This is a genomic window from Lentzea sp. CA-135723, from assembly GCF_050936595.1.
In the GTDB taxonomy this organism is placed as follows: domain Bacteria; phylum Actinomycetota; class Actinomycetes; order Mycobacteriales; family Pseudonocardiaceae; genus Lentzea.
In genome coordinates this window covers 7,131,631-7,153,461 of sequence record NZ_JBNJMK010000001.1, presented here as the reverse complement: position 1 = coordinate 7,153,461, position 21,831 = coordinate 7,131,631, and the positions used below count along the sequence as shown (strand labels likewise).

Below are 21,831 nucleotides of genomic sequence, written 5' to 3'. Positions count from 1 at the left end.
GGCTTATAGGGTTGTGCGGTGTTCACCGTTTCGGAGCGCGATCAGTTGCGTCGTGACCTCGTCAACGCCGCCGGGAACGATCCCCGGGTGGTCGGGGCCGCGTTGACCGGGTCGGCCGCGGTGGGGGCCGAGGACCGGTGGTCGGACATCGACTTCGCGCTGTCCGTCGAGCGTGATCTTGACGCCGTGGTGGACGACTGGACCGCGTTGCTCTACGCGTGCGGCGCTGTCAGTCACCTTGACGTGCGGCGCGGGACCGTGTTGTTCCGGGTGTTCCTGATGCGCTCCACGTTGCAGGTCGACGTGGCGTTCTGGCCGTCGGGTGAGTTCGGGGCGACCGGGCCGACCTTCAAGCTGCTGTTCGGTGAGGCCAACGAGATTCCGCACGCGCGGCAGCCGGAACGGGACGGACTTGTTGGCATGGCTTGGTTGTACGCGTTGCACGCGCGGTCGTCGATCGCGCGCGGGCGGGTGTGGCAGGCCGTGCACATGCTCAACGGGATGCGGGACAACGTGATGGCGTTGTGGTGTCTGCGCGAGGGCGTGAACGCGGTGCAGGGGCGCGGGCTGGACGACCTGCGCGACACTCAGGCGTTCGACGGGACGTTGGTGTTGTCCACGCATCCCGCCGAGCTGCGACGGGCATTTCAGGTGCTGACCGGGTTGCTGGTGGCCGAGATCAGTGAGCCTGAGGTGCGGGAAGCCGTGCAGGCGCTGTCTCACGCAGGAGCAGGCCGGCCGTGAGCAGGACCAGCACGGCCGCGGAGCCGTGCACCATCAGCGCGTAGCCGACCGTGCCGCCGTGGGTGATCACGGCCAGGCAGTCGCCGATCGGGATGATCGCGTCGGCGAGGACCACCCAGCCCAACGCCCTGCGGTGGCCCAGGAGCAGCAGGATCAGGGCCGTTAACGCGTAGGCGATGTCGCGCACGCCTTTCACCACGTAGTAGCCGGCCGGGTCGACGATGCCGAACCCGGCCGCGGACGCCTCGCCGTTGAGCAGGTAGCTCAGGCCGAAGTAGAAGCCGGCCGCCACGACGAGCCATCCCATGATCGTGTTGAAGCGCATCTCATCCTCCAGAGAAATCTAGCACTGCTAGCGACACGAGCGACGCTAACAGCGGCGCGCTCGCATGTCTAGCAGTGCTAGATTTTCGAGCGTGAGCATTCAGAACCGGCGAGAGCGCGAGCGGGCCGAACGGCACCAGCTGATCATCGACGCGGCGCGGGACCTGGCCGAGGCGGAGGGCTGGGACGCGGTCACGACGCGCAAGCTCGCGGAGAAGGTCGAGTACAGCCAGCCGGTGCTGTACAGCCACTTCAAGGGCAAGGACGCGATCGTGCGCGCGGTGGCGATCCAGGGCTGCGGCGACCTGGCGCGGGTGCTGCGGAAGGCCCGGCCATCCCGAGGCGAGTCACGGCTGCGGGCGGCGGCGGAGGCGTACCTGAAGTTCGCGAAGGAGCGGCCCGCGCTCTACGACGCGATGTTCGTGCAGCAGTCGGACATCCCGTGGGGCACGGACGACGCACCGCAGGAGCTGCTCGACGCGTTCGGCGAGCTCGTCGCCGCGGTCGAGCCGATTCGGGGCGACCGGCACCTGGAGGCGTTGACGGAGGTCTTCTGGAGCTCGCTGCACGGCATCGCGACGCTCACGCAGGGCGAGAGGCTCCGGTCGGCGTACGACGACACCCGCCTGGACCTGCTGCTAGGTGCGCTCAGCCTGGCACAGCACGAAAACGGGCTTTGAGCCGACGCGCGTCAGCACGACGGTGGCGGACCCGGCACCGGCGAGCTTCAGGCGCTTGCGCAGGGTGTTCGGGTCGACGTCCAGCCCCCGCACCAGGATCTCCAGCACGCCGATCCCCCGCGTCTTCAGCAACGCCTTGAGCGACTTCTCCGCGTAGTGCCCGTGTTCGAGCACGCGGAACGCCCGGATGCCGGCAGGAGGCACGTCCCCGCTCAGGTACGCGATGCGCTCGTCGAGCTGCCACAACCCGTGCCGCGCCGCGTAGTGCCGCACGAGCCCGGCCCGCACGACCGCGCCGTCGGGGTCGATCAACCAGGCACCGGGAGGCGCCACCGGGCAGTCGTCGGGTTCGGCATCGGTCAGCGTCCACGACGACTCCCCGCGTAGCACCGAGGCGCGACGCGAAACCCCCTGCGTGGCCAGGCCTCGCGTCCACAGACACGCCTCGCGCACGGCACCGTCCAGCGACACGACCTCGATCTCGTCGGCCCACGGCGCGACCGCGAAGTCGATACCGGGCGCGCACTTCACCGCGAGGTCGACGCCCGCGTACACCTCGGCCAGCTCGTCCAGCGGCGGCACGAAGTCCGAGGGATTCCACTTGCGACGGCCGGCGGAGTCACGCCGGGCCGGGTCCGCCGTCACCGCCGAAGCACGGGACACCGGCCGCAACGCGTCGGCGACCACGACCGGCGCACCCGGAACGTTGTGGCGCGCCATGGCGACCCGGACCGGATCGAGGTCTGAGCCGACGCACACCGAGGCCACCGAGCTCAATGCGAACAGATCCGCACCAACGGAGCACGTCACGTCGTGCACGGACCGACCGGCGAACCGCTGCGCGCGATGCCGGGCGACCGCAGAGGCCGTCGCCTGCTGCAGAGCGTCGTCGGTGAAGAGCCACGACCCCGCCGAGTCCAGTTTGGACACCGCGCGACGCCGCAACAGCACGGTTTCCACGACCGGCGCGAACGACGGCCCCAGCAGCTGGCGAGCGCGTTCGACGTCGCGCACCCGCGAGGCGTCGGTCAGCGGAAACCCGTCCACCCGGTCCAACGCGGCGGTTCCCGCGGCAGAGCGCAGGAACGCCACGTCGTCCGCGGTGAACGCGTACCCCACCTACGAAGACTTCCTGCCGGTGATCGACACGTTGTAGAACACCTCGCGCGGCAGCACCTTCGAGAGGACGTTCTGGTCGACCCACGAGAGGTTCTGCCAGGTGCGGTAGGCGAACATCGCCCACCCGAAGCCCAGCTTCTCGCGCGGCACCGCGGCCTCGAACGTCCGCACCGGCCAGCCGAACAACGCGGCCGACAGCTCGTCCGTCACGGCCTGCACCCCGACCGCGCCTGCCCGGCGAGCCGTCGCCTCCAGCTGGTCGGGGTCGAAAGTGTGCAGGTCGACCACGGCCTCCAGCGCGGCGGCGCGGGACGACTCGTCCAGCTCCTCCTGCGGACGCCGCCACGACCCGAGCACCGGAACGGCCTTGGTCACGTTGGTGGTCAGCCACCAGGTCGCCTGGCCGAGCTTGCGCGCGTAGAAGTTGCCGATGTTCGTCGGGTCGCCCGCGAACACGAACTTCCCGCCGGGCTTCAGCACGCGCAGCACCTCGCGCATCGCCGCCTCCACGTCCGGGATGTGGTGCAGCACCGCGTGGCCGACGACGAGGTCGAACGTGTTGTCGTCGTACGGGATCCGCTCGGCGTCGGCGACGCGGCCGTCGACGTCCAGCCCGAGGTGGGAAGCGTTGCGCAGCGCGACCTCGACCATGCCGGGCGACAGGTCGGTGACCGAGCCCTTCTTGATCACGTCGCCCTGCATCAGGTTCAGCAGGAAGAAGCCGGTGCCGCAGCCCAGTTCCAGCGCGTGCTCGTACGGGCCGACGTCACCCGCGGCGGCACGGAACCGGTCCGTCGCATAGGTGATGCAGCGGTCGTCGTAGGAGATCGACCACTTCTCGTCGTACGTGCCCGCTTCCCAGTCGTGGTAGAGCACCTGGGCGAGCTTGGTGTCCTTGTACGCCGCCTCGACCTCTTCGGCGGTCGCGTGGGGGTTGGGTGCCGGGTCAGTTGCCACTGAACTTCGCCTTTCCGGGACCGTTCTCGATGAACGACTCCACGCCCGCCTTCTTGTCCTCCGTCGCGAACAGCGCCGCGAAGAGGTGGCTTTCGAGCTTGAGACCCGACTCGAGGTCGGTGTCGAGACCACCGTCGACGGCGGCCTTCGTCGCGGCCAGCGCGAGCACCGGCCCGTTCACGAACTGCCCGGCCCAGCGCCTGGCCGCCGCGTACACGTCGTCCGGCGCCACGACCTCGTCGACCATGCCGAGCTCCAACGCCTCCTGGGCGCCGACGAACCGGCCGGTGTAGAGCAGGTCCTTGGTCTTGGCAGGGCCGATCAGCCGGGCGAGGCGCTGCGTGCCGCCACCACCGGGGATCAGGCCGAGCAGGATCTCGGGCTGGCCGACCTTCGCGTTGTCACCGGCGATCCGGCGGTCGCAGCCCAGCGCGACCTCGAAGCCGCCGCCGAGCGCGTAGCCGGTGATCGCGGCGACCGTCGGCTTGGGCACCGAGGCCAGCGCGCCGAGGGCGTCGGACAGGCCCTTGGCCCGCAACGTCATCTCGGCGTGGGAGATCTGCGCGAACTCCTTGACGTCCGCGCCGGCCGCGAAGACCTTCTCGCCGCCGTACACGATCACCGCGTAGACGTCGGAACGCTCGGAGGCCTCCTTGGCGGCGGCCTGGAGCTCGGTCTGCACCTGCCGGTTCAGGGCGTTCATCGGCGGCCGCTCCAGGCGGATCGTCCCGATCCCGTCCTCGACTTCCAGCCTCACGAACTCAGCCAAGACAGCCCTCCATCAGTTGTCGCGACGACGGTGTCACGTTACCCGGCAGTAGCTGCGAGTTCGCGTCGGTCGTCCGGTCAACCGCCGGTGCCGGATTCGGCGGAGCCCAATTCGGTGCCGGCGATTGGCCGGACGACCGACTTCCCGGCGAACTCGCCGCCGTCTGCGGAGCAGCGGCCAAAAACTCAGACTTTCCGGCGGGCGAAGAACCGCTCCCCCGACTTTTGCAGCTCCAGGTCCTGCCCGAACGTCTTCGAGAGGTTCTCCTCGGTCAGCACGTCGTCCAGCAACCCCTGCGCCACGATCGAGCCCTCGCGGAGCAGCAGCGCGTGTGTGAAGCCCGGCGGGATCTCCTCGACGTGGTGCGTGACCAGCACCATCGCGGGCGCGTCCGGGTCCAGGGCGAGCTCCGAGAGCTTCGCGACCAGGTCCTCGCGGCCGCCCAGGTCGAGGCCGGCGGCCGGCTCGTCCAGCAGCAGCATCTCCGGGTCGGTCATCAACGCGCGGGCGATCAGCGTGCGCTTGCGCTCGCCCTCGCTGAGCGTGCCGTAGAGGCGGTCGGCGAGGTGTTCCATGCCGAGCGTGCCGAGCAGCTCGCGGGCGCGGTCGGTGTCCTGCTTGCCGTACTCCTCGCGCCAGCGGCCGAGCACCGCGTAGCCCGCGGAGACGACGAGGTCGACGACCTTCTCGTCGGGCGGGATGCGGCCGCCGAGCGCGGCCGAGCAGAGTCCGATTCGGGGCTTGAGTTCCTGCACGTCCGTTTTGCCCAGGCGTTCACCCAGGAGATGGACCTTGCCCTTGGTCGGGTGCAGGTCGGCGCTGGAGAGCCTTAGCAGGGTGGTCTTGCCGGCGCCGTTCGGGCCCAGCACCACCCAGCGCTCGTCCAGTTCCACGCTCCAGTCGATGTTTCCGACCAGCGTGTTCTTGCCTCGGCGGACCGACACGCCCGCCATGTGCACGACCAGATCTGTCACGTCGACGTCCGCCACGCCCCCATTCTTCCGAACGGCCCCCGACCGACCACTCATCGGGGTGTCCCTCGCCGCTGGGCCGCCTGTGTGAAGTCTCAAGTTTTTTGTCGGTTCCGGATGCCAAGATCGGAGCATGGCTACTCGACCCGAGTCCGAGGTGCTGGCAGGCCGTCCGTTCCCACTGGGGGCACACGCCGAGGCAGGCGGTGTCCGGTTCGCGGTGACGTCCCACGTCGCCGATGCGGTCGAGGTGTGTCTCGTGGACGACGACGGCACCGAGAAACGGGTCGAGCTGACCGAACGGACATTCGGCGTCTGGCACGGCCTCATCCCCGGCGTCACGCCCGGCCAGCGGTACGGGTTCCGGGTGCACGGGCCGTACGACGCGGGCCGCGGGCTGCGCTGCAACCCGGCCAAGCTGCTCGTCGACCCGTACGCGCGGCAGATCGAGGGACGCATCACGAACCTCGAGGCGTCGCTCGGGTACGTCGGCGACCCGATGCACGGCCCGCCGTCCGCGATCGACTCGCTCGGCAGCGTGCCGCTGAGCGTGGTGAGCTCGCCGGGCGGCGCGGACACGGGCGTGAAGCCCGAGGTGCCGTTCGAAGAGGCCGTGATCTACGAGATGCACGTCCGGGGCTTCACGAAGAACCACCCGGAGATCCCGGAGAAGCTGCGCGGCACGTACCTCGGCCTCGCGCACCCGGCCGCGATCGAGCACCTGACGCGGCTGGGCGTCACGAGCATCGAACTGCTGCCGGTGCAGGCGTTCCAGGACGAGCCGTCGCTCATCAGCCGCGGCGCGAGCAACTACTGGGGTTACTCGCCGCTGGGCTACTGCGCGCCGCACGCCGCGTACGCGAGCGAGCCGGGCAACGAGATCCAGGAGTTCCGCACGATGGTCGCGGCGATGCACGCGGCGAACATCGAGGTGCTGATCGACGTCGTCTACAACCACACCTGCGAGGGCGGCCCGGACGGCCCGACGATCTGCTTCCGCGGGTACGACGCGCCGGGCTACTACCTGCACGCGGGCGGCGGCAGCACGGTCGACATCACGGGCTGCGGCAACACCCTCGACGCCGGATCGCCGCAGGTCGTCAGGCTGGTCACCGACTCGCTGCGGTACTGGGCGGACGAGATGGGCGTCGACGGGTTCCGGTTCGACCTCGCCTCGACCATGGGCAGGCCGGGCGGCGGGTTCTTCGACCGCGACTCGGCGCTGCTGACCGCGATCACGACGGACCCGGTGCTGTGCCGGTCGAAGCTGATCGCCGAGCCGTGGGACGCGACGGGTGACGGCTACCGCGTCGGCGACTTCGGCGTGCAGTGGGCGGAGTGGAACGGCCGTTATCGCGACACGGTCCGTGACTTCTGGCGCGGCCACACGTCCGTGCGCGACCTCGCGTACCGGCTGTCGGGCTCGTCCGACCTCTACGCGGACGACCTGCGCCGGCCATGGCAGTCGATCAACTTCATCACCGCGCACGACGGCTTCACGTTGCGGGACCTGGTGTCCTACAACGACAAGCACAACGACGAGAACGGCGAGCAGAACCGCGACGGCACCAACGACAACAGGTCGTGGAACTGCGGTGCCGAGGGCGAGACGACCGACCGGGAGATCCTCGCGCTGCGGGCGAAGCAGGCGCGCAACCTGCTCGCGACGCTGCTGCTGTCGACCGGCACGCCGATGATGACGGCGGGCGACGAGATGTGGCGCACGCAGGGCGGCAACAACAACCCGTACTGCCTGGACAACCCCGTGTCGTGGGTGGACTGGACGACCAGCGACGCCGGTGAGGCGTTGCTCGGCTTCACCCAGCGGCTGATCGACCTGCGCGCGTCCTCCCCCGCGTTGCGCCAGCCCGAGTTCTTCGAGGGCCGCACGACGCCGAGCGGCAACCCCGACCTGGTGTGGTTCCGGCCGGATGGCGTCGAGATGGCCGAGACGGACTGGTTCGACGAGAGCCGCCGCACGCTCGGCATGTTCATCGACGGCTCGAACTGCCTGTCGCGCACACGGGACGGTGAGCTCGTGTCCGACGACTCGTGGCTGATGCTGATGCACGCCGGTGCGGAGGCCATCAGCGTGACGCTTCCGCACGAGCGTTACGGGCCGTCGTACGAACCGTTCCTCGACACGACGACGGTGGACGGATCGCCGGCGAATCCCGGTTCGCTCGCTCCACGTGCGACAGTCGCCGTACCGGCCCGCTCGTTGTTGCTGCTCCGCATCCCGCGCTGAGAACTCCTTGCGGCCGTTTGGGTCTGTGTCCGAGGTTCTTCCGCCAAATGGACGCTCTAGCCACACTCAGAGTGCGTCTGGCACCATCACGGACGTGGTCGTCTACTGCTGGACCGACCGCACGATCGACTTCGTACTCGTGGCGTCGTGCGGGTGTAGCCCGACGCGACGCGCGCGCTGACGAAAGCGCCCTGCGTCGCGTCTGAGTCGCTACCCCCGAAACGACGCGGCCTTCAGGAGCGAGTGCGTGACTTCGACGTATGCCGAAAACCTTCCCGGACAAGAACAGTTCGACCTCCACCCCGCGCTGGACAGCCGGCTGCTGCGTGACGTGATCCACCCGTCGCGCGACCTGTGGACGCCCCGCGAGCTGCGCGACCTGACGTCGTTCGTGGCGAGCGAGCTCACCACCGGGCTGCTGCAGATCCTCGACTACTCGACGGAGCACCGCTGGTGGGCGCGGCTCGGGCTGACCGAGGGCGTCGAGCTGTGGCTGCTGTCGTGGCTGCCGGGCCAGGGCACCGAGCCGCACGACCACGGCGGTTCCGCGGGCTCGTTCACGGTGCTCAAGGGCAAGCTGCAGGAGGACTACCGCTACCCCGCCGGGCCGGTCCGCTCGGCCGTGCGCGACACCGGGGACGCGCTGGGCTTCGGGTCGGGGCGCGCACACCAGGTGCTGAACCCGTTCAACGCGCCGGCCGCGACCGTGCACGCGTACTCGCCGCCGTGCGTGCCGACGCGCGAGTACGGCTCGTTGCTCGACATCCCCGACTCGATCCCGCCGCTGCCCGCGCAACGCCTGCCGCTGGCCGAACTGCGCCGGCTGGCCGACCTGGAGGGCCCGTGAGCAAGCTCGACACCATCCTCGACGAGGCACGGTCGCACCTGAAGCGACTGGAACCGCACGAGGTGCTGGCGCTGGAGGACGTGCTGGTCGTGGACATCCGGCCTGCGCACAACCGGCTGGCCGAGGGCGAGATCGAGAACTCGGTCGTGGTCGAGCGGATCGTGCTGGAGTGGCGGCTCGACCCGGAAGGTGACTGGCGGCTGCCGGGGTTCACCGCGGACACCACGGTCGTCGTGGTCTGCAACGAGGGCTACTCGTCGTCGCTCGCGGCACGGGACCTGCAACGCGTCGGGCTTCCCAACGCGACGGACCTGGTCGGGGGGTTCCGCGGCTGGCGGGCGGCCGGGCTGCCGGTCCGCGAGGGCGGGTCGCAGCCGGTGGTCTGAGCCCGGAACCGCTCCCACGCCGGTAGCGTCTGCTGATCGTGACTGTTGTGCGCTGGGTCGTGACGGCCCTGGTGGTGGCCGGAACGATCGCCTGGACCCTCTCGGAGTTCTACCTCGGGCTGGCCGGGGCTCTGGTGGGTCTGCTCGTCGAACTGATGGCCGCGCAGGCGGGTCTCGCGCTCGGCGCCGTCCTCTTCGGACTCCGGATCACGCACGTGATCATCGGGCTGGGCGGTGAGCTCAAGTCGTGGACGTGGACGCACCAGCGGGTGGTGCTGCGCAAGATCCCGGTCCTCGCGACCGTGGGGCTGAGCGGACTCAAGCCGGGGGTGCGGCGGCGGACCGTCCTCACCGGAGCGTTCGCGATCGCGTTCTGCGCGCTGGTCGCCGGGCTGACGTGGCTCGCGGCGGGGTCGTCGTTCGGCAAGGGCATGGCGCTCGCCGCGACCGGGTGCTTCCTGCTGCTGCTCATGCCGTTCGAGAAGCCGGGTCACACGAGTCTCGGCTGGTACGTGTTCACGCTGCCGCGGCTGACCGGGCGGCCGCTGGGCGAGCTGGAGGCACGGCCGCGCGTGGTCGCCGGCATGGACGCCTACCAGCGCGGGGACGTCGACGAGGCCGAGCGGATCTACACCGAGCTGGTGCGGGAACACCCCGACCTGCTCACGGTCGTGGGGCTCAAGGTCGTCACGTCGTGCGCCCGCGCGAAGTACCTCGACGCGATGCAGACGGTCGTCGGGCTGACCGCCCGCGAGGACCTGAGCACGCGCGACCTGGCGTTCGTCATGGCCACGGCCGCCGGGGTCGCGGTGCTGGCGGTCGAGGCCGGGCAGTTCCCCGCCGAGGTGGGGCTGGAGACAGCGCGGAGCATGTTCGGCAGCGCCTACCAGGCCGGCTACCCGAAGCACCGGGCGAACGGGACGCTCGCGATCATGGCGCTGGTCGAGGGCGACACCGCGACGGCCCGGCAGCTCGCCGGGTACTCGGCGGAGACCAGCGAGAACGCCGTCGGACGGGCCGACGACCTGATCACGATCGCGCGGGCGTGGATGGCGGACGGCGACAACGCGAAAGCCCGCGAGCTCGTGGCCGAAGCGCACGAGCTCGCGGGCTGGAGTCCGCGGGTGGCGGCGACCCGCGCCCGTCTGGAGGTCAGCTGACCTGGGGAAGCCGACCGGTGCTCGCGCGCCGGTCAGACATCAGCTGAGGTGCCAGACGAATCCTCCGGTCCCGGATCAGCCGGGGAAGCCGGGCGAATTGTTGCCGTTCCCACCCGAGTTGCCGGCGCCGACGTTGTTGCCGCCACCGCCGTTGCTGTTGCCGTTACCGCCGTTGTTGTTGTTTCCGACGTTGTTTCCGTTGCCTCCGATGTTGCCCGATCCGGTGACGTTGCCGTTGCCGGGAGTCCACGGGTTGTGCGACAGCGCGGTGATGGAGATGGGACCAATCAGCTGCGTGTCCAGCACGTCACGACTCTGGGTGGGAGCGGCGTGCGCGGTCGACGCGAAGAGTCCCATGCCTGCGATAGCGGCACCGAGGACGATTGCTTTCTTGATCATCTGCAGTTTTCCGTTCTTCGAGCAGCGGATCGAGCAAATTCAGGTTAACCACATCTCCGCGCAGATTACGAATCAGTCGCACCATTGTGTGCTTTACGCAAAATCCCTTGAACTGCGACAAATGGGTGACATCGCAGCTCGTCCAGGTTATTCCGACCCAAACGGAATACTACTCTCCGCACACGGCAAAGGGCCCGTCACCGGGATCGGTGACGGGCCCTTTTCCACCCCGCGTGGGACAGCTAGCTGTTCTGGATCGGCAGCGGCAGGCCGGGCAGCGCGGGCAGGCCGCCGGGAGGCGCCGGCAGGCCGCACTTGCTCAGCAGGTCGGTGACGGTCTTGAGCAACGTGGTCAGCAGACCGGTGAGTTTGCCGACGTCAGGCAGGGCGCCTCCGGCCGCGCCCAGCACCGTGCCGCCCAGCCCGGCGATGGTGGAGATCAGGTTCAGCACGACCGGGAGGCACTGGTCGACCGGGCCCGCGTACTCGACGGCCGCCTTCGGGATCGGCACGCCCGGCACGCTGACCGGAGGTGTCGGCAGACAGCCGGAGCTCTGCAACGCTGTCACCAGACCGAGCAGGTCTCCGATCAACGGTGTGACGGCGCCCACGTTGGGCAGGGGCAGCAGGCTGCTGACGGTTTTGGTGAGCTTTCCGGCGAGGTCGGTGACGAGTCCGGCACAGGCGGCTGGGAGTTCTGGGGCGGCTGGCGCCGCGCTGGCAGCCGGGACGGCAGAGGCGGTGAACAGTGCTGCGACGAGCGAGAGTGCGGTAATCGTTTTCTTCACGGCTACCTTCTTCCTCAATGCGCAATTCACGTGGATCCGCCTCTGGAAATTCGTTCAGCAAATTCCGAAGCGGTTCATTCCATGCCGACGAGCGTAAGCCCGCATCTCGCCCCCTACCAGCGGAGATCGCGAATTCACCCGCTCGAAAAAGGGGTCATTCGGTTGAGCGACGGGATCGCCGGGTACACGCGGGAAGCTCGCTACGAGCAGTGAACAGGCAACAAGGAAGACGAACAGATCAGGGCATCCAGCTCGCCGTTGTCCGACGAACCGGATGCCCTGTGTTGATCTCGTAAAAGGGTCAACTAGCGAGTACGACCCTGCCGAGTTCCGCCGAGGTGGCCAGCAGGCCGTGCCGGGGCAGCACGCGGACGGTGTAGCCGAGCGCACCTGCGTGCGGCAGGGGCACCTCGGCCTCGTAGTTGCCGTTGCCCGCGTAGTTCATCGGCGCGGACACGATGTCCTTCAGCTCGTCGGAGTCGTGCGACACCTTGCCGAGCACGACCTGGACGTCCACTTCGGACGGTTCCAGTCCCGCCAGCTCGACGCGGGCCCGCACGATGACCGGCGACCCGAGCACCGGCACCGACGAACCGCCGAGCACCAGGTCGCTGTCGAGCACCCGCACCCGCGTCCACGAGGCACGCAGCCGGTGGCGGTACGCGGAGAGCTCCTTGGCGCCCCGGTAGCCCTCGCCGACGACGGTCTGCGCGGACGCGGCGGCCGGCGCGTAGTACGTCTCGACGTACTCGCGGACCATGCGCGAGGCCTGCACGACCGGCCCGAGCGAGGCCAGCGTGTGCCGGACCATCGACATCCAGCGGGTCGGCACGCCGTCCTCGCCGCGGTCGTAGAACAACGGCGCGACCTGCTGGCCGAGCAGCTCGTAGAGGGCGTTGGCCTCCAGGTCGTCGCGGCGGACCGGGTCGGTGATGCCGTCCGCGGTCGGGATGGCCCAGCCGTTCGAGCCGTCGTACAGCTCGTCCCACCAGCCGTCGCGGATGGACAGGTTGAGGCCGCCGTTGAGCGCGCTCTTCATGCCGGACGTGCCGCACGCTTCGAGGGGGCGCATCGGGTTGTTCAGCCACACGTCGCAACCCCAGTACAGGTACCGGGCCATGGACATGTCGTAGTCCGGCAGGAACACGATCCTGTGCCGTACGCCCGCCTCGTCGGCGTAGCGCACGATCTGCTGGATGAGCGCCTTGCCACCGTCATCGGCCGGGTGCGACTTGCCCGCGACAACGAGCTGCACGGGCCGTTCGGGGTGCAGGAGGAGGTTCCGCAGCCGTTCCGGATCACGCAACATCAGCGTGAGGCGCTTGTACGTCGGCACGCGCCGTGCGAAGCCCACGGTCAGCACGTTGGGGTCGAACACGCCGTCGGTCCAGCCCAGCTCCAGCGCCGACGCGCCGCGCTGCAGCCACGACTCCCGCAGCCTGCGCCGGACCTCGTCGACGAGGCGTCCGCGCAGGGTCGACCGGATCTCCCACAGACCGGCGTCGGTGACCGGCTCGAACGACCCGATGCCGAAGCCGGAGGTGTGGTTGTCCGCTTCGGACGCTCCGAGCAGCTTGCTCATCTCGGCCGCGGCCCACGTAGGCCCGTGCACGCCGTTGGTGACCGACCCGATCGGCACCTCGGTGGCGTCGAAGCCCGGCCAGAGCCCGCGGAACATGTCCCGGCTGACCTCACCGTGCAGTTTGGACACACCGTTGGCGCGCTGGGCGAGCCGCAGCCCCATGTGCGCCATGTTGAACATGCCGGGGTTGTCCTCGGCGCCGAGCGCGAGGATGCGCTGCGTGTTCACGCCGGGCACGAGGTTCTCGGCCCCGAAGTAGTGCTGCACGAGGTCGACGGGGAACCTGTCGATGCCGGCGGGCACGGGCGTGTGCGTCGTGAAGACCGCACCGGCGCGCGCGGCCGTGAGCGCCTGGTCGAAGTCGAGACCGTCGTTGGTGATGTACTCGCGGATGCGCTCGAGGCCGAGGAACCCGGCGTGGCCCTCGTTGGTGTGGAACACCTCGGGCTGCGCGTGGCCGGTGAGCTCGCAGAACGTGCGCACCGCCCGCACCCCGCCGATGCCGGCGAGGATCTCCTGCCGGATCCGGTGGTTCTGGTCGCCGCCGTACAGCCGGTCGGTGACGCCGCGCAGGTCCTCGTCGTTCTGCTCCACGTCGGAGTCGAGCAGCAGCAGCGGAATCCGCCCGACCTGCGCTTTCCAGATCTTGGCGCGCAACATCCGGTCGCCCGGCATCGCTACGTGCACCAGGATCGGCAGCCCGGACGGCTCGGTCAGCAACTCGAGCGGCAACCCGCGCGGATCCAGCACCGGGTAGTGCTCGATCTGCCAGCCGTCGAGCGACAGCGACTGCCGGAAGTACCCGGACCTGTACAGCAGCCCCACCGCGATCAGCGGCACGCCGAGGTCGCTGGCGGCCTTGAGGTGGTCGCCGGCGAGGATGCCGAGACCGCCCGAGTAGTTCGGCAGCGCCTCGTGCACGCCGAACTCCATGCTGAAGTACGCGACGCTCGTCGGCAGCGGCGTGTCCTTGGTGCTCCCGTGCTCACGGCGCTGGGCGATCTCGTCCTGCCGGCGCTGGTACCAGCGCGGCCCTCCGACGTACCGCTCCAGGTCTGTGGCGAGCGCGTGGACCTTGAGCAGGAACTGCTCGTCTCTCGCCAGGGACTCCAGCTTCCCCGCGTCGACGACGGAGAGCAGGCGCAACGGGTCGCCACCGACCTCGGACCACACGCGGGGGTCGATCGAGGAGAACAACTCCTGCGTGGGCGGGTGCCACGTCCAGCGCAGGTTGGTGGCGAGCGTGCTCAGTGCGGACAGGGGCTCCGGCAGGCTGGCTCGGACGGTGAACCGGCGAAGTGCTCGCATGACGAGGCAACTTACCTGCCACCCCTGAGTGCCTGACAACGTTCCCGGTCACACCTGCAACGACTTGCAGAACCGGTTCAGACCCGGCAGGGGGTGTGAGCTGGTCAGACGGGTAGGGGGCGGCGTCGGGGGCCTCCGGTTCGCACCCGGTCCGGTGACGGCGCGCGGGTGGTGGGTTCGGCTCCCGACGGCCGTCAGAGGTGCAGTTCCGGCCGCCTGTCCTCCGCTCCCCAGTCGAGCACGTCGCGCAGCTTCGCACCGAACTCGGCGCCGTCCGCTGTCCCGAGGTCCGCCTCCACCGGCCCGGTGAGCTCCAGGATCGCGGCGTCGTCCGCGGTGAACTCCAGCGTGAGGTGGGATCCGTCGCGCCGGACGAGGCGCAGGCACCCGTAGAGCGTCTCGCCACGCTCGTTCGACACGCAGTAGGAGTCCATTCCGCCCTGGACGTCCTGTTCGTCGGGTTCGCAGGTCGCCCGTTGGAACGAGAACGAGCGGCGTGCGCCGGTGGCGTCGACGCCGGCGATCGCCACTTCCAAGACCTCGTCGTCCTCGTAGTCCTCGAAGTAGCCGATCTCGACGGTGTGCAGCCTCACCGGTCCTCGCCGATTATGCGTAGTTTGTCGTTCTTGCCCGAGATGGCCAGGCGGTGTTCGACGGTGGTGGTCTTGTCGCCGTCCTTCTCGGTGAGCTTCAGGGCCGTGGTGACCGAGAAGTTGCCGTCGTCGTCGGCCTCCACCAGCGGGTCGCCTGCCAGGGCGAGCTTGCTGTACTTGCCCCAGAACTCCCGCTCGCGGCCCTGGTCCGGCGCCTGTTCGGGGTCCCAGTCGTTGCGGGCCGCGTCCACGTTGGCCGGGAGCTTGGCGTAGTGCTGCTTCACGAAGGTGACGACCTGGGCCGGGGTGAACTTCACCGGCGGCTTCGTGGAGGAGGCCTGGCTCGGCTTGGTCTGGGACGGGGTCTGCTTCTCGGTGGTGGTCTGGGCCGGGGGCTGGGCGGCCGGCTTCTCGGTGGTGGTCACGGCGGTTTCGGAGGCCGTGTTCGGGGTCGAGCCGAGGCCGGAGCCGGTTTTGTCCTTGTCGCCCGTGTTGATGATCGCGTAGGCGATGCCGGAGATCAGCAGGACGCCGAGGACGGCCGCGGCGATGGCCAGGCCCCTGTTCTTGCGGGGTTCGGGTTCCGGTTCATAGCGGTCATCGTCGTCGTAGGTCGCCGGCAGCGGGGCCGGTGGGCGGGTGGGCTGCGGGCGGGGTGCCGGGCGCTGGGCTCCTGGGCCGGAGGAGGCGCCCATCACGGCGGTGCCGTTGGGCGGGGTCATCGGGCGCGGCGGGATCACGCGGGTCGTCGGGACGGGCTGGCCCGCGGCGATCGCCTTCAGCTCCTCGGCGGCCTGGGCCGCGGTCGGGCGCTGGGAGGGCTCGTTGGCCAGGAGCCTCACCAGCAACCCGGTGAGCGGGCCCGAGCGGATCGGGGGGCGGGTGTCGCCGCGCGCCACCTTGTAGAGCAGGCCCAGGTCGTTCGTGCTCTTGCCGAACGGCGGTTCGCCCTCGGTCATCGCGTAGATCGTCGCGCCCAGGGAGAACACGTCGGACGGCGGCGCGGGCTCGGCGCCGCGGGCCAGCTCCGGTGCCAGGTACGCGGGGGTACCGGCCAGCATGCCGGTCTTCGTCACGGCCACGTCGCCCAAGGCGCGCGAGATGCCGAAGTCGGTGATCTTCACGGTGCCGTCGCGTCCAATGAGGACGTTGCCCGGCTTGATGTCGCGGTGCACGATGCCGGCGGCGTGGGCGGCGGCCAGGGCACCCGCGGCCAGCGAACCGATGCGCGCGGCCTCCTGGGGAGGCATCGGGCCGCGCTCCAGGATCGACGACAGGTTGCGGGACGGCAAATACTCCATGACAAGACAGGGTTTGCCGTCCTCGACCACGACGTCGTACACGGCGATCGCGTTCGGGTGCTGCAACCGTGCCGCGATCCGGCCCTCGCGCATGGCGCGCTGCACGGCCTCGTGGAACTCGTTCGACTCGACGTCGTTGAGAAGCAGCTGCTTGACCGCCACATCACGGTGCAGGAACTCGTCGCGCGCACGCCACACGACGCCCATGGCTCCGGCGCCGAGCTGGTCGAGCAGGACGTAGCGACCTCCGAGCTTGTTCACGCGCGCACGGTACCTGTAGCGCCCTCTTAACACGGTGAGTTGGACGCGAAGAGTCCAATGAAGAGGACACCAAATGCCGGGAACGTGGCCGGAAGCCCCTGGACACGATCCTCGTTCGAGGTGTGCGATCGACGGTGTCGGGGTACGGATCTAGATGGGGTAACCCGCTGTCACACGGCTGGATCGAGCAAGGCAGGATTTGAAGCATCAACGCGAAGCGACACGGCGGAAGGGCGCTGCCGATGAGCGGACGGCTCGGTATCGACGACGTATCCCCGGTGGTGTCGGCTGGTAGGTATCCAGCCAAAGCCGTTGTGGGAGAACACATTCCGGTCCAGGCCACGGTCTGGCGCGAGGGTCACGACAAACTCGCGGCGACAGTCAGCTGGCGCGGACCGAACGACCGAGTCGCTCGGCAGACCCGCATGCACGAGGTCGGCATCGGCCTCGACCGGTGGGGCGCGACCGTGGTTCCGGACCAGGAAGGTGCCTGGACGTTCCGGATCGATGCGTGGAGTGACCCCTGGGGCACCTGGAACCACGCCGTTGAGGTGAAGATCGCGGCCGGTCAAGGCCCCGGTGATCTCGCAAACGATCTTGAGAACGGTGCCCGGCTACTCGATCGGGTGGCAAAGCGACCCGATAGGCGACAAGAGCGAGCACTTCTCATGTCCGCCGCGGAAGCGCTGCGCGACGAGGACCGGCCGCTGCAGGAACGCGTCGGCCCGGCACTCGCGGCCGACGTGCAGAAGATCATGTTCGAGCACCCCGTGCGCGAGCTGATCACCAAGGGCAAGACCCACAAGATCTGGTGCGACCGCAGGAAGGCCGCGTTCGGCTCCTGGTACGAGTTCTTCCCGCGCAGCACCGGCGGGATCGACGAGACCGGCCAGGCCGTGCACGGCACGTTCGCCACGGCGACCAAGGAGCTCGACCGGGTCGCGGCGATGGGCTTCGACGTCGTCTACTTCCCGCCGATCCACCCCATCGGCCGGGTCAACCGCAAGGGCCCCAACAACACGCTCGTGGCCACGCCGGACGACACGGGATCACCGTGGGCGATCGGCGCGGACGAGGGCGGGCACGACGCCCTGCACCCGCAGCTCGGCACGATCGAGGACTTCGACGCCCTCGTCGAACGCGCGAACGAGCTCGGTCTCGAGGTGGCGCTCGACTTCGCGCTGCAGTGCGCGCCCGACCACCCGTGGGTGCTCAAGCACCCGGAGTGGTTCACGCAGCTGCCGGACGGCACGATCGCGTACGCGGAGAACCCGCCGAAGAAGTACCAGGACATCTACCCGATCAACTTCGACCTCGACCCGCAGGGCCTCTACCACGAGGTGCTCAGGGTCGTGCTCTTCTGGGCCGAGCACGGGGTGCGGATCTTCCGGGTCGACAACCCGCACACCAAGCCGCCGGACTTCTGGCAGTGGCTGATCTGGAAGGTCAAGGAGGCCTACCCGGACACGCTGTTCCTGGCGGAGGCCTTCACCAGGCCCGCGCGCCTCTACGGCCTCGCGAAACTCGGGTTCACCCAGTCCTACACGTACTTCACCTGGCGGACGGGCAAGCAGGAGCTGGTCGAGTTCGGCGAGGACGTCCGCGACCACTGGGACGAGGCACGCCCGAACCTCTTCGTGAACACGCCGGACATCCTGCACGAGTCGCTGCAGCACGGCGGCCCGGCGATGTTCGGGCTGCGCGCGGCGCTCGCGGCCACGCTCTCCCCCACGTGGGGCGTGTACAGCGGCTACGAGCTGTTCGAGCACGAGGCCGTGAAGCCGGGCAGCGAGGAGTACCTGAACTCCGAGAAGTACCAGCTGCGGCCGCGCGACTACGCCCGTGCACTGGCGGACGGGCGCAGTCTCGAACCGTGGCTGCGCAAGCTGAACCACATCCGCAAGGCGCACCCGGCGCTGCAGCAGATGCGGACGCTGAGGTTCCAGAACATCGACAACGACGCGGTGGTCGCCTACTCCAAGCGCGACCCGGAGACCGGCGACACCGTCGTGGTCGTCGTCAGCCTCGACCCGCACAACGCGCAGGAGGGGACGCTGTACCTCGACCTGCCGGAGCTCGGGTTCGACTGGCACGAGCGCGTGATCGCGCACGACGAGGTCACCGGCGAGACCTGGGACTGGGGTCAGGCGAACTACATCCGGCTCGAGCCGTGGCGTGCCACCGCGCACGTCGTGAGCCTCCAACGACGTTTCTCCTAGGGCACCGCGTCAGCCCGCTCAACCGCTCAACCCCCGACGAGGTGGGAACCATGGCCGACGACACCCGTCCCGACGCAGTGCTCGGGCTGGAAGGAACACCGCACACCGGCGAAGCCATCGACGACGACGGCTTCCTCGTCGAACCGCAGGCAGAGGACTTCAAGTCGGCGAAACCCGCGCGGGAGAACCCCGACTGGTTCAAGGGTGCCGTCTTCTACGAGGTCCTCGTCCGCGCGTTCAGCGACTCCAACGGCGACGGCACCGGCGACCTCCGCGGTCTCGCCTCGCGCCTCGACTACCTGGAGTGGCTGGGCGTCGACTGCCTCTGGCTGCCGCCGTTCTACGCCTCGCCACTGCGCGACGGCGGGTACGACATCAGCGACTTCCGCGCGGTGCTGCCGGAGTTCGGCACCGTCGAGGACTTCGTGTACCTGCTGGAGGAGGCGCACCGGCGCGGCATCCGGGTGATCACCGACCTGGTGCTCAACCACACGTCGGACGCGCACCCGTGGTTCCAGCAGTCGCGGCAGGACCCGACGGGCCCGTACGGCGACTTCTACGTGTGGAGCGACGACGACTCGCGCTACTCCGACGCGCGGATCATCTTCGTCGACACCGAGTCGTCGAACTGGACCTACGACCCGGTGCGCGGGCAGTTCTTCTGGCACCGCTTCTTCAGCCACCAGCCGGACCTCAACTTCGAGAACCCGGACGTGCAGGAGGCGATGCTCGACACCCTGCGGTTCTGGCTCGACCTCGGCATCGACGGGTTCCGCCTCGACGCCGTGCCGTACCTCTTCGAAGAGGAGGGCACGAACTGCGAGAACCTGCCGCGCACGCACGAGTTCCTGAAGAAGTGCCGCAAGGTCGTCGACGACGAGTTCCCCGGCCGCGTCCTGCTCGCCGAGGCGAACCAGTGGCCGTCCGACGTGGTCGAGTACTTCGGTGACCCGGCGGTGGGTGGCGACGAGTGCCACATGGCGTTCCACTTCCCGTTGATGCCGCGGATCTTCATGGCGGTGCGGCGGGAGTCGCGGTTCCCGATCTCGGAGATCCTGGCGCAGACGCCGGCGATCCCGGAGAACGCGCAGTGGGGCATCTTCCTGCGCAACCACGACGAGCTGACGCTGGAAATGGTCACGGACGAAGAACGTGACTACATGTACTCCGAGTACGCGAAAGACCCGCGGATGAAGGCGAACATCGGCATCCGCCGACGGCTCGCCCCGCTGCTGGAGAACGACCGCAACCAGCACGAACTGTTCACCGCGATGCTGCTGTCGCTGCCCGGCTCGCCCGTTCTGTACTACGGCGACGAGATCGGCATGGGCGACAACATCTGGCTGCAGGACCGCGACGCCGTGCGCACGCCGATGCAGTGGACCCCGGACCGCAACGCGGGCTTCTCCTCGTGCGACCCGGGCCGGATCTACCTGCCGGTGATCATGGACCCGGTCTACGGCTACCAGGGCCTGAACGTCGAGGCGCAGCTGAACAACTCGTCGTCGCTGCTCAACTGGACGCGGCACATGATCGAGGTGCGCAAGCAGCACCACGCGTTCGCCGAGGGCGACTTCACCGAGCTCGGCGGCTCGAACCCGAGCGTGCTCGCCTACAAGCGGCAGTGGAAGCGCCCGGACGGCCGCGAGGACATCGTGCTCTGCGTGAACAACCTGTCCCGCTTCCCGCAGCCGGTCGAGCTGGACCTCTCCGAGCACCGCGACTACACGCCGCTGGAACTCACCGGAGGTGTCAAATTCCCCGCGATCGGGGAACTCCCGTACCTGTTGACCCTCCCGGGTCACGGTTTCTACTGGTTCCAGCTGGTAGAGGCGGGCGACGACAGCGAGATGAGGTGAAAGCGTGACTGACCCACACGAGTTGGTCGAGAAGCTGGTCGCCTCACTGCCCGATCTGCTCCCTGCCGCACGGTGGTTCGGCGGCAAGGACCAGCCCATCACGGCCGTCCGTCCACTTCGGACGACCGTGGTGGACGGCGACCTGGTGCACGTGATCTTCGAGGTGGAACAGCCCGGCAGGGTCGAGAACTACCAGGGCGCGCTGAGCCTGAGCACCGGCGCGTGGGACGTCCTGCTCGACCCCGAGCACAACGGCGTCCTGCTCGACCGGATCGCGTCCGGGCACGAGGTGGACGGCATCACGTTCGCGCACGAGCCCGGCACGGAACTGCGCTCGGGCCTGCGCGGCCGGCCGATCGGCGTCGAGCAGTCCAACACGTCGCTGATCTACGGCCAGCAGTACATCCTCAAGATCTTCCGCAAGCTCGCCAACGGCGAGAACCGGGACCTGACGATGCACCGCGCGTTGCGTTCCGTCGGCTGCGAGCACATCGCGCAGCCGCTGGGCGCCATCTCCACGGTCGTGGACGGCCGGCAGGTGACCCTGGCGATGCTGCAGGAGTTCCTGCCGGACGCCGTCGAGGGCTGGGACATGGCCAAGACCTCGGTGCGCGACCTGATGGCCGAGGCCGACCTGCACGCGTCCGAGGTGGGCGGCGACTTCGCCGGCGAGGCGCAGCGGCTCGGCCACGCCGTGGCGAAGGTGCACGCCGACCTCGCGGAGGCGCTGGGCACGCGGATCGCCGACGAGGACGCGATCTCCCTGGCCATCGCGGGCATGCAACGGCGCCTCGGCGTCGTGCTGGAGTCCGTGCCGGAGCTGGGGCGCTACGAGGAACCGCTGCGGGTGGCGTTCGAGGACGCCCGCGCGCACATCGGCGCGTTGCCGATCCAGCACATCCACGGCGACCTGCACCTCGGTCAGGTGCTGCGGACCGTGCACGGCTGGCTGCTGATCGACTTCGAGGGCGAGCCGGCGGCCAAGGTCGAGGACCGGCTGGCGCTGCGGTCGCCGTTGCGGGACGTGGCGGGGATGCTGAGGTCGTTCGACTACGCGGCACGGCAGCTGCTCGTCGGCCAGCCCGACGACGACCAGCTCGCCTACCGCGCGATGGAGTGGACGAAGCGCAACCGGGCGGCGTTCTGCGACGGCTACGCCGAGGTGGCGGCCGACCCGCGGGACAACGCCGTGCTGCTGCGCGCGTTCGAGCTGGACAAGGCGGTCTACGAGGTCGCTTACGAGCACGCCAACAGGCCGGAGTGGTTGACGGTTCCGCTGTCGTCGATCGCCCGGATGACTAGCGGAGGAGAGTAAG

General features: G+C 69.1%; 19 protein-coding genes. 9 read left to right on the top strand and 10 right to left on the bottom strand.

Annotated elements, in window-relative coordinates; genetic code table 11:
- The first annotated feature begins 18 nt into the window (after positions 1-18).
- Positions 19-744, top strand: a complete 726-nt coding sequence (locus ACQEU1_RS33515) for a nucleotidyltransferase domain-containing protein (RefSeq protein ID WP_433210325.1) — start codon at positions 19-21, stop codon at positions 742-744.
- Here ACQEU1_RS33515 and ACQEU1_RS33510 read toward each other — a convergent pair.
- On the bottom strand, positions 680-1,069 hold the full coding sequence (locus ACQEU1_RS33510) for a DUF4267 domain-containing protein (protein ID WP_433210323.1): 390 nt from the start codon (positions 1,067-1,069) through the stop codon (positions 680-682). The genes ACQEU1_RS33515 and ACQEU1_RS33510 overlap by 65 nt on opposite strands.
- Positions 1,070-1,160: 91 nt before the next feature.
- Here ACQEU1_RS33510 and ACQEU1_RS33505 point away from each other — a divergent pair, with 91 nt between their 5' ends.
- Positions 1,161-1,748, top strand: coding sequence for a TetR/AcrR family transcriptional regulator (locus tag ACQEU1_RS33505; RefSeq protein ID WP_433210321.1), 588 nt, complete (start codon positions 1,161-1,163; stop codon positions 1,746-1,748).
- On the opposite strand, the gene ACQEU1_RS33500 is transcribed toward ACQEU1_RS33505, so the two are convergent.
- The 4 genes from ACQEU1_RS33500 to ACQEU1_RS33485 form a co-directional block, all read right to left on the bottom strand.
- Positions 1,707-2,867 carry a THUMP-like domain-containing protein gene (locus ACQEU1_RS33500; protein ID WP_433210320.1) on the bottom strand — a complete coding sequence of 387 codons (1,161 nt, stop codon included), beginning with the start codon at positions 2,865-2,867 and terminating at the stop codon, positions 1,707-1,709. The genes ACQEU1_RS33505 and ACQEU1_RS33500 overlap by 42 nt on opposite strands.
- Positions 2,868-3,824, bottom strand: coding sequence for a class I SAM-dependent methyltransferase (locus tag ACQEU1_RS33495; protein ID WP_433210318.1), 957 nt, complete (start codon positions 3,822-3,824; stop codon positions 2,868-2,870). It lies immediately after the preceding gene.
- Entirely contained in the window at positions 3,814-4,593 is a 780-nt protein-coding gene (locus ACQEU1_RS33490) for an enoyl-CoA hydratase/isomerase family protein (RefSeq protein ID WP_285646908.1), read from the bottom strand. Before ACQEU1_RS33490 ends, ACQEU1_RS33495 begins: the two co-directional genes overlap by 11 nt.
- A 185-nt stretch (positions 4,594-4,778) precedes the next feature.
- Positions 4,779-5,621 carry an ABC transporter ATP-binding protein gene (locus tag ACQEU1_RS33485; protein ID WP_433210316.1) on the bottom strand — a complete coding sequence of 281 codons (843 nt, stop codon included), beginning with the start codon at positions 5,619-5,621 and terminating at the stop codon, positions 4,779-4,781.
- Between the two features lie 76 nt (positions 5,622-5,697).
- Here ACQEU1_RS33485 and glgX point away from each other — a divergent pair, with 76 nt between their 5' ends.
- The 4 genes from glgX (at position 5,698) to ACQEU1_RS33465 (ending at position 10,205) form a co-directional block, all read left to right on the top strand.
- A complete protein-coding gene (gene glgX / locus ACQEU1_RS33480; protein WP_433210314.1) occupies positions 5,698-7,812 on the top strand; it encodes a glycogen debranching protein GlgX in 2,115 nt (704 codons plus the stop codon).
- 247 nt (positions 7,813-8,059) lie between these two features.
- Positions 8,060-8,659 (top strand): cysteine dioxygenase, encoded by a 600-nt coding sequence (locus tag ACQEU1_RS33475; RefSeq protein ID WP_433210312.1) that lies wholly within the window; start codon positions 8,060-8,062, stop codon positions 8,657-8,659.
- Positions 8,656-9,045: a rhodanese-like domain-containing protein gene (locus ACQEU1_RS33470; protein ID WP_433210310.1), complete on the top strand. Its 390-nt coding sequence runs from the start codon at positions 8,656-8,658 to the stop codon at positions 9,043-9,045. Before ACQEU1_RS33475 ends, ACQEU1_RS33470 begins: the two co-directional genes overlap by 4 nt.
- A gap of 38 nt (positions 9,046-9,083) precedes the next feature.
- Positions 9,084-10,205 (top strand): hypothetical protein, encoded by a 1,122-nt coding sequence (locus ACQEU1_RS33465; protein ID WP_433210308.1) that lies wholly within the window; start codon positions 9,084-9,086, stop codon positions 10,203-10,205.
- A 75-nt stretch (positions 10,206-10,280) separates the two neighbouring features.
- Here the strand turns inward: ACQEU1_RS33465 and ACQEU1_RS33460 are convergent, their stop codons facing one another.
- The 5 genes from ACQEU1_RS33460 to ACQEU1_RS33440 form a co-directional block, all read right to left on the bottom strand.
- The gene (locus ACQEU1_RS33460; protein WP_433210306.1) at positions 10,281-10,604 is read right to left on the bottom strand and encodes a hypothetical protein; all 324 of its coding nucleotides are present in this window, start codon (positions 10,602-10,604) and stop codon (positions 10,281-10,283) included.
- A 242-nt stretch (positions 10,605-10,846) separates the two neighbouring features.
- Positions 10,847-11,392 (bottom strand): hypothetical protein, encoded by a 546-nt coding sequence (locus ACQEU1_RS33455; protein WP_433210304.1) that lies wholly within the window; start codon positions 11,390-11,392, stop codon positions 10,847-10,849.
- Between the two features lie 301 nt (positions 11,393-11,693).
- A complete protein-coding gene (gene glgP / locus ACQEU1_RS33450) occupies positions 11,694-14,282 on the bottom strand; it encodes an alpha-glucan family phosphorylase (RefSeq protein WP_433210302.1) in 2,589 nt (862 codons plus the stop codon).
- A gap of 194 nt (positions 14,283-14,476) precedes the next feature.
- Complete coding sequence (locus ACQEU1_RS33445) at positions 14,477-14,875, bottom strand: Imm10 family immunity protein (protein WP_433210300.1); 399 nt, start codon at positions 14,873-14,875, stop codon at positions 14,477-14,479.
- Positions 14,872-16,437 (bottom strand): protein kinase domain-containing protein, encoded by a 1,566-nt coding sequence (locus ACQEU1_RS33440; protein ID WP_433210298.1) that lies wholly within the window; start codon positions 16,435-16,437, stop codon positions 14,872-14,874. Before ACQEU1_RS33440 ends, ACQEU1_RS33445 begins: the two co-directional genes overlap by 4 nt.
- A gap of 242 nt (positions 16,438-16,679) precedes the next feature.
- Here ACQEU1_RS33440 and ACQEU1_RS33435 point away from each other — a divergent pair, with 242 nt between their 5' ends.
- Genes ACQEU1_RS33435 through ACQEU1_RS33425 form a run of 3 tightly spaced genes read left to right on the top strand, consistent with a single transcriptional unit; the run spans position 16,680 to position 21,830 of the window.
- Positions 16,680-18,656: an alpha-1,4-glucan--maltose-1-phosphate maltosyltransferase gene (locus ACQEU1_RS33435; protein ID WP_433210296.1), complete on the top strand. Its 1,977-nt coding sequence runs from the start codon at positions 16,680-16,682 to the stop codon at positions 18,654-18,656.
- Between the two features lie 50 nt (positions 18,657-18,706).
- Positions 18,707-20,515, top strand: coding sequence for a maltose alpha-D-glucosyltransferase (treS, locus tag ACQEU1_RS33430; protein ID WP_433210294.1), 1,809 nt, complete (start codon positions 18,707-18,709; stop codon positions 20,513-20,515).
- A gap of 4 nt (positions 20,516-20,519) precedes the next feature.
- The gene (locus tag ACQEU1_RS33425; RefSeq protein ID WP_433210292.1) at positions 20,520-21,830 is read left to right on the top strand and encodes a maltokinase N-terminal cap-like domain-containing protein; all 1,311 of its coding nucleotides are present in this window, start codon (positions 20,520-20,522) and stop codon (positions 21,828-21,830) included.
- Position 21,831 lies beyond the last annotated feature (1 nt).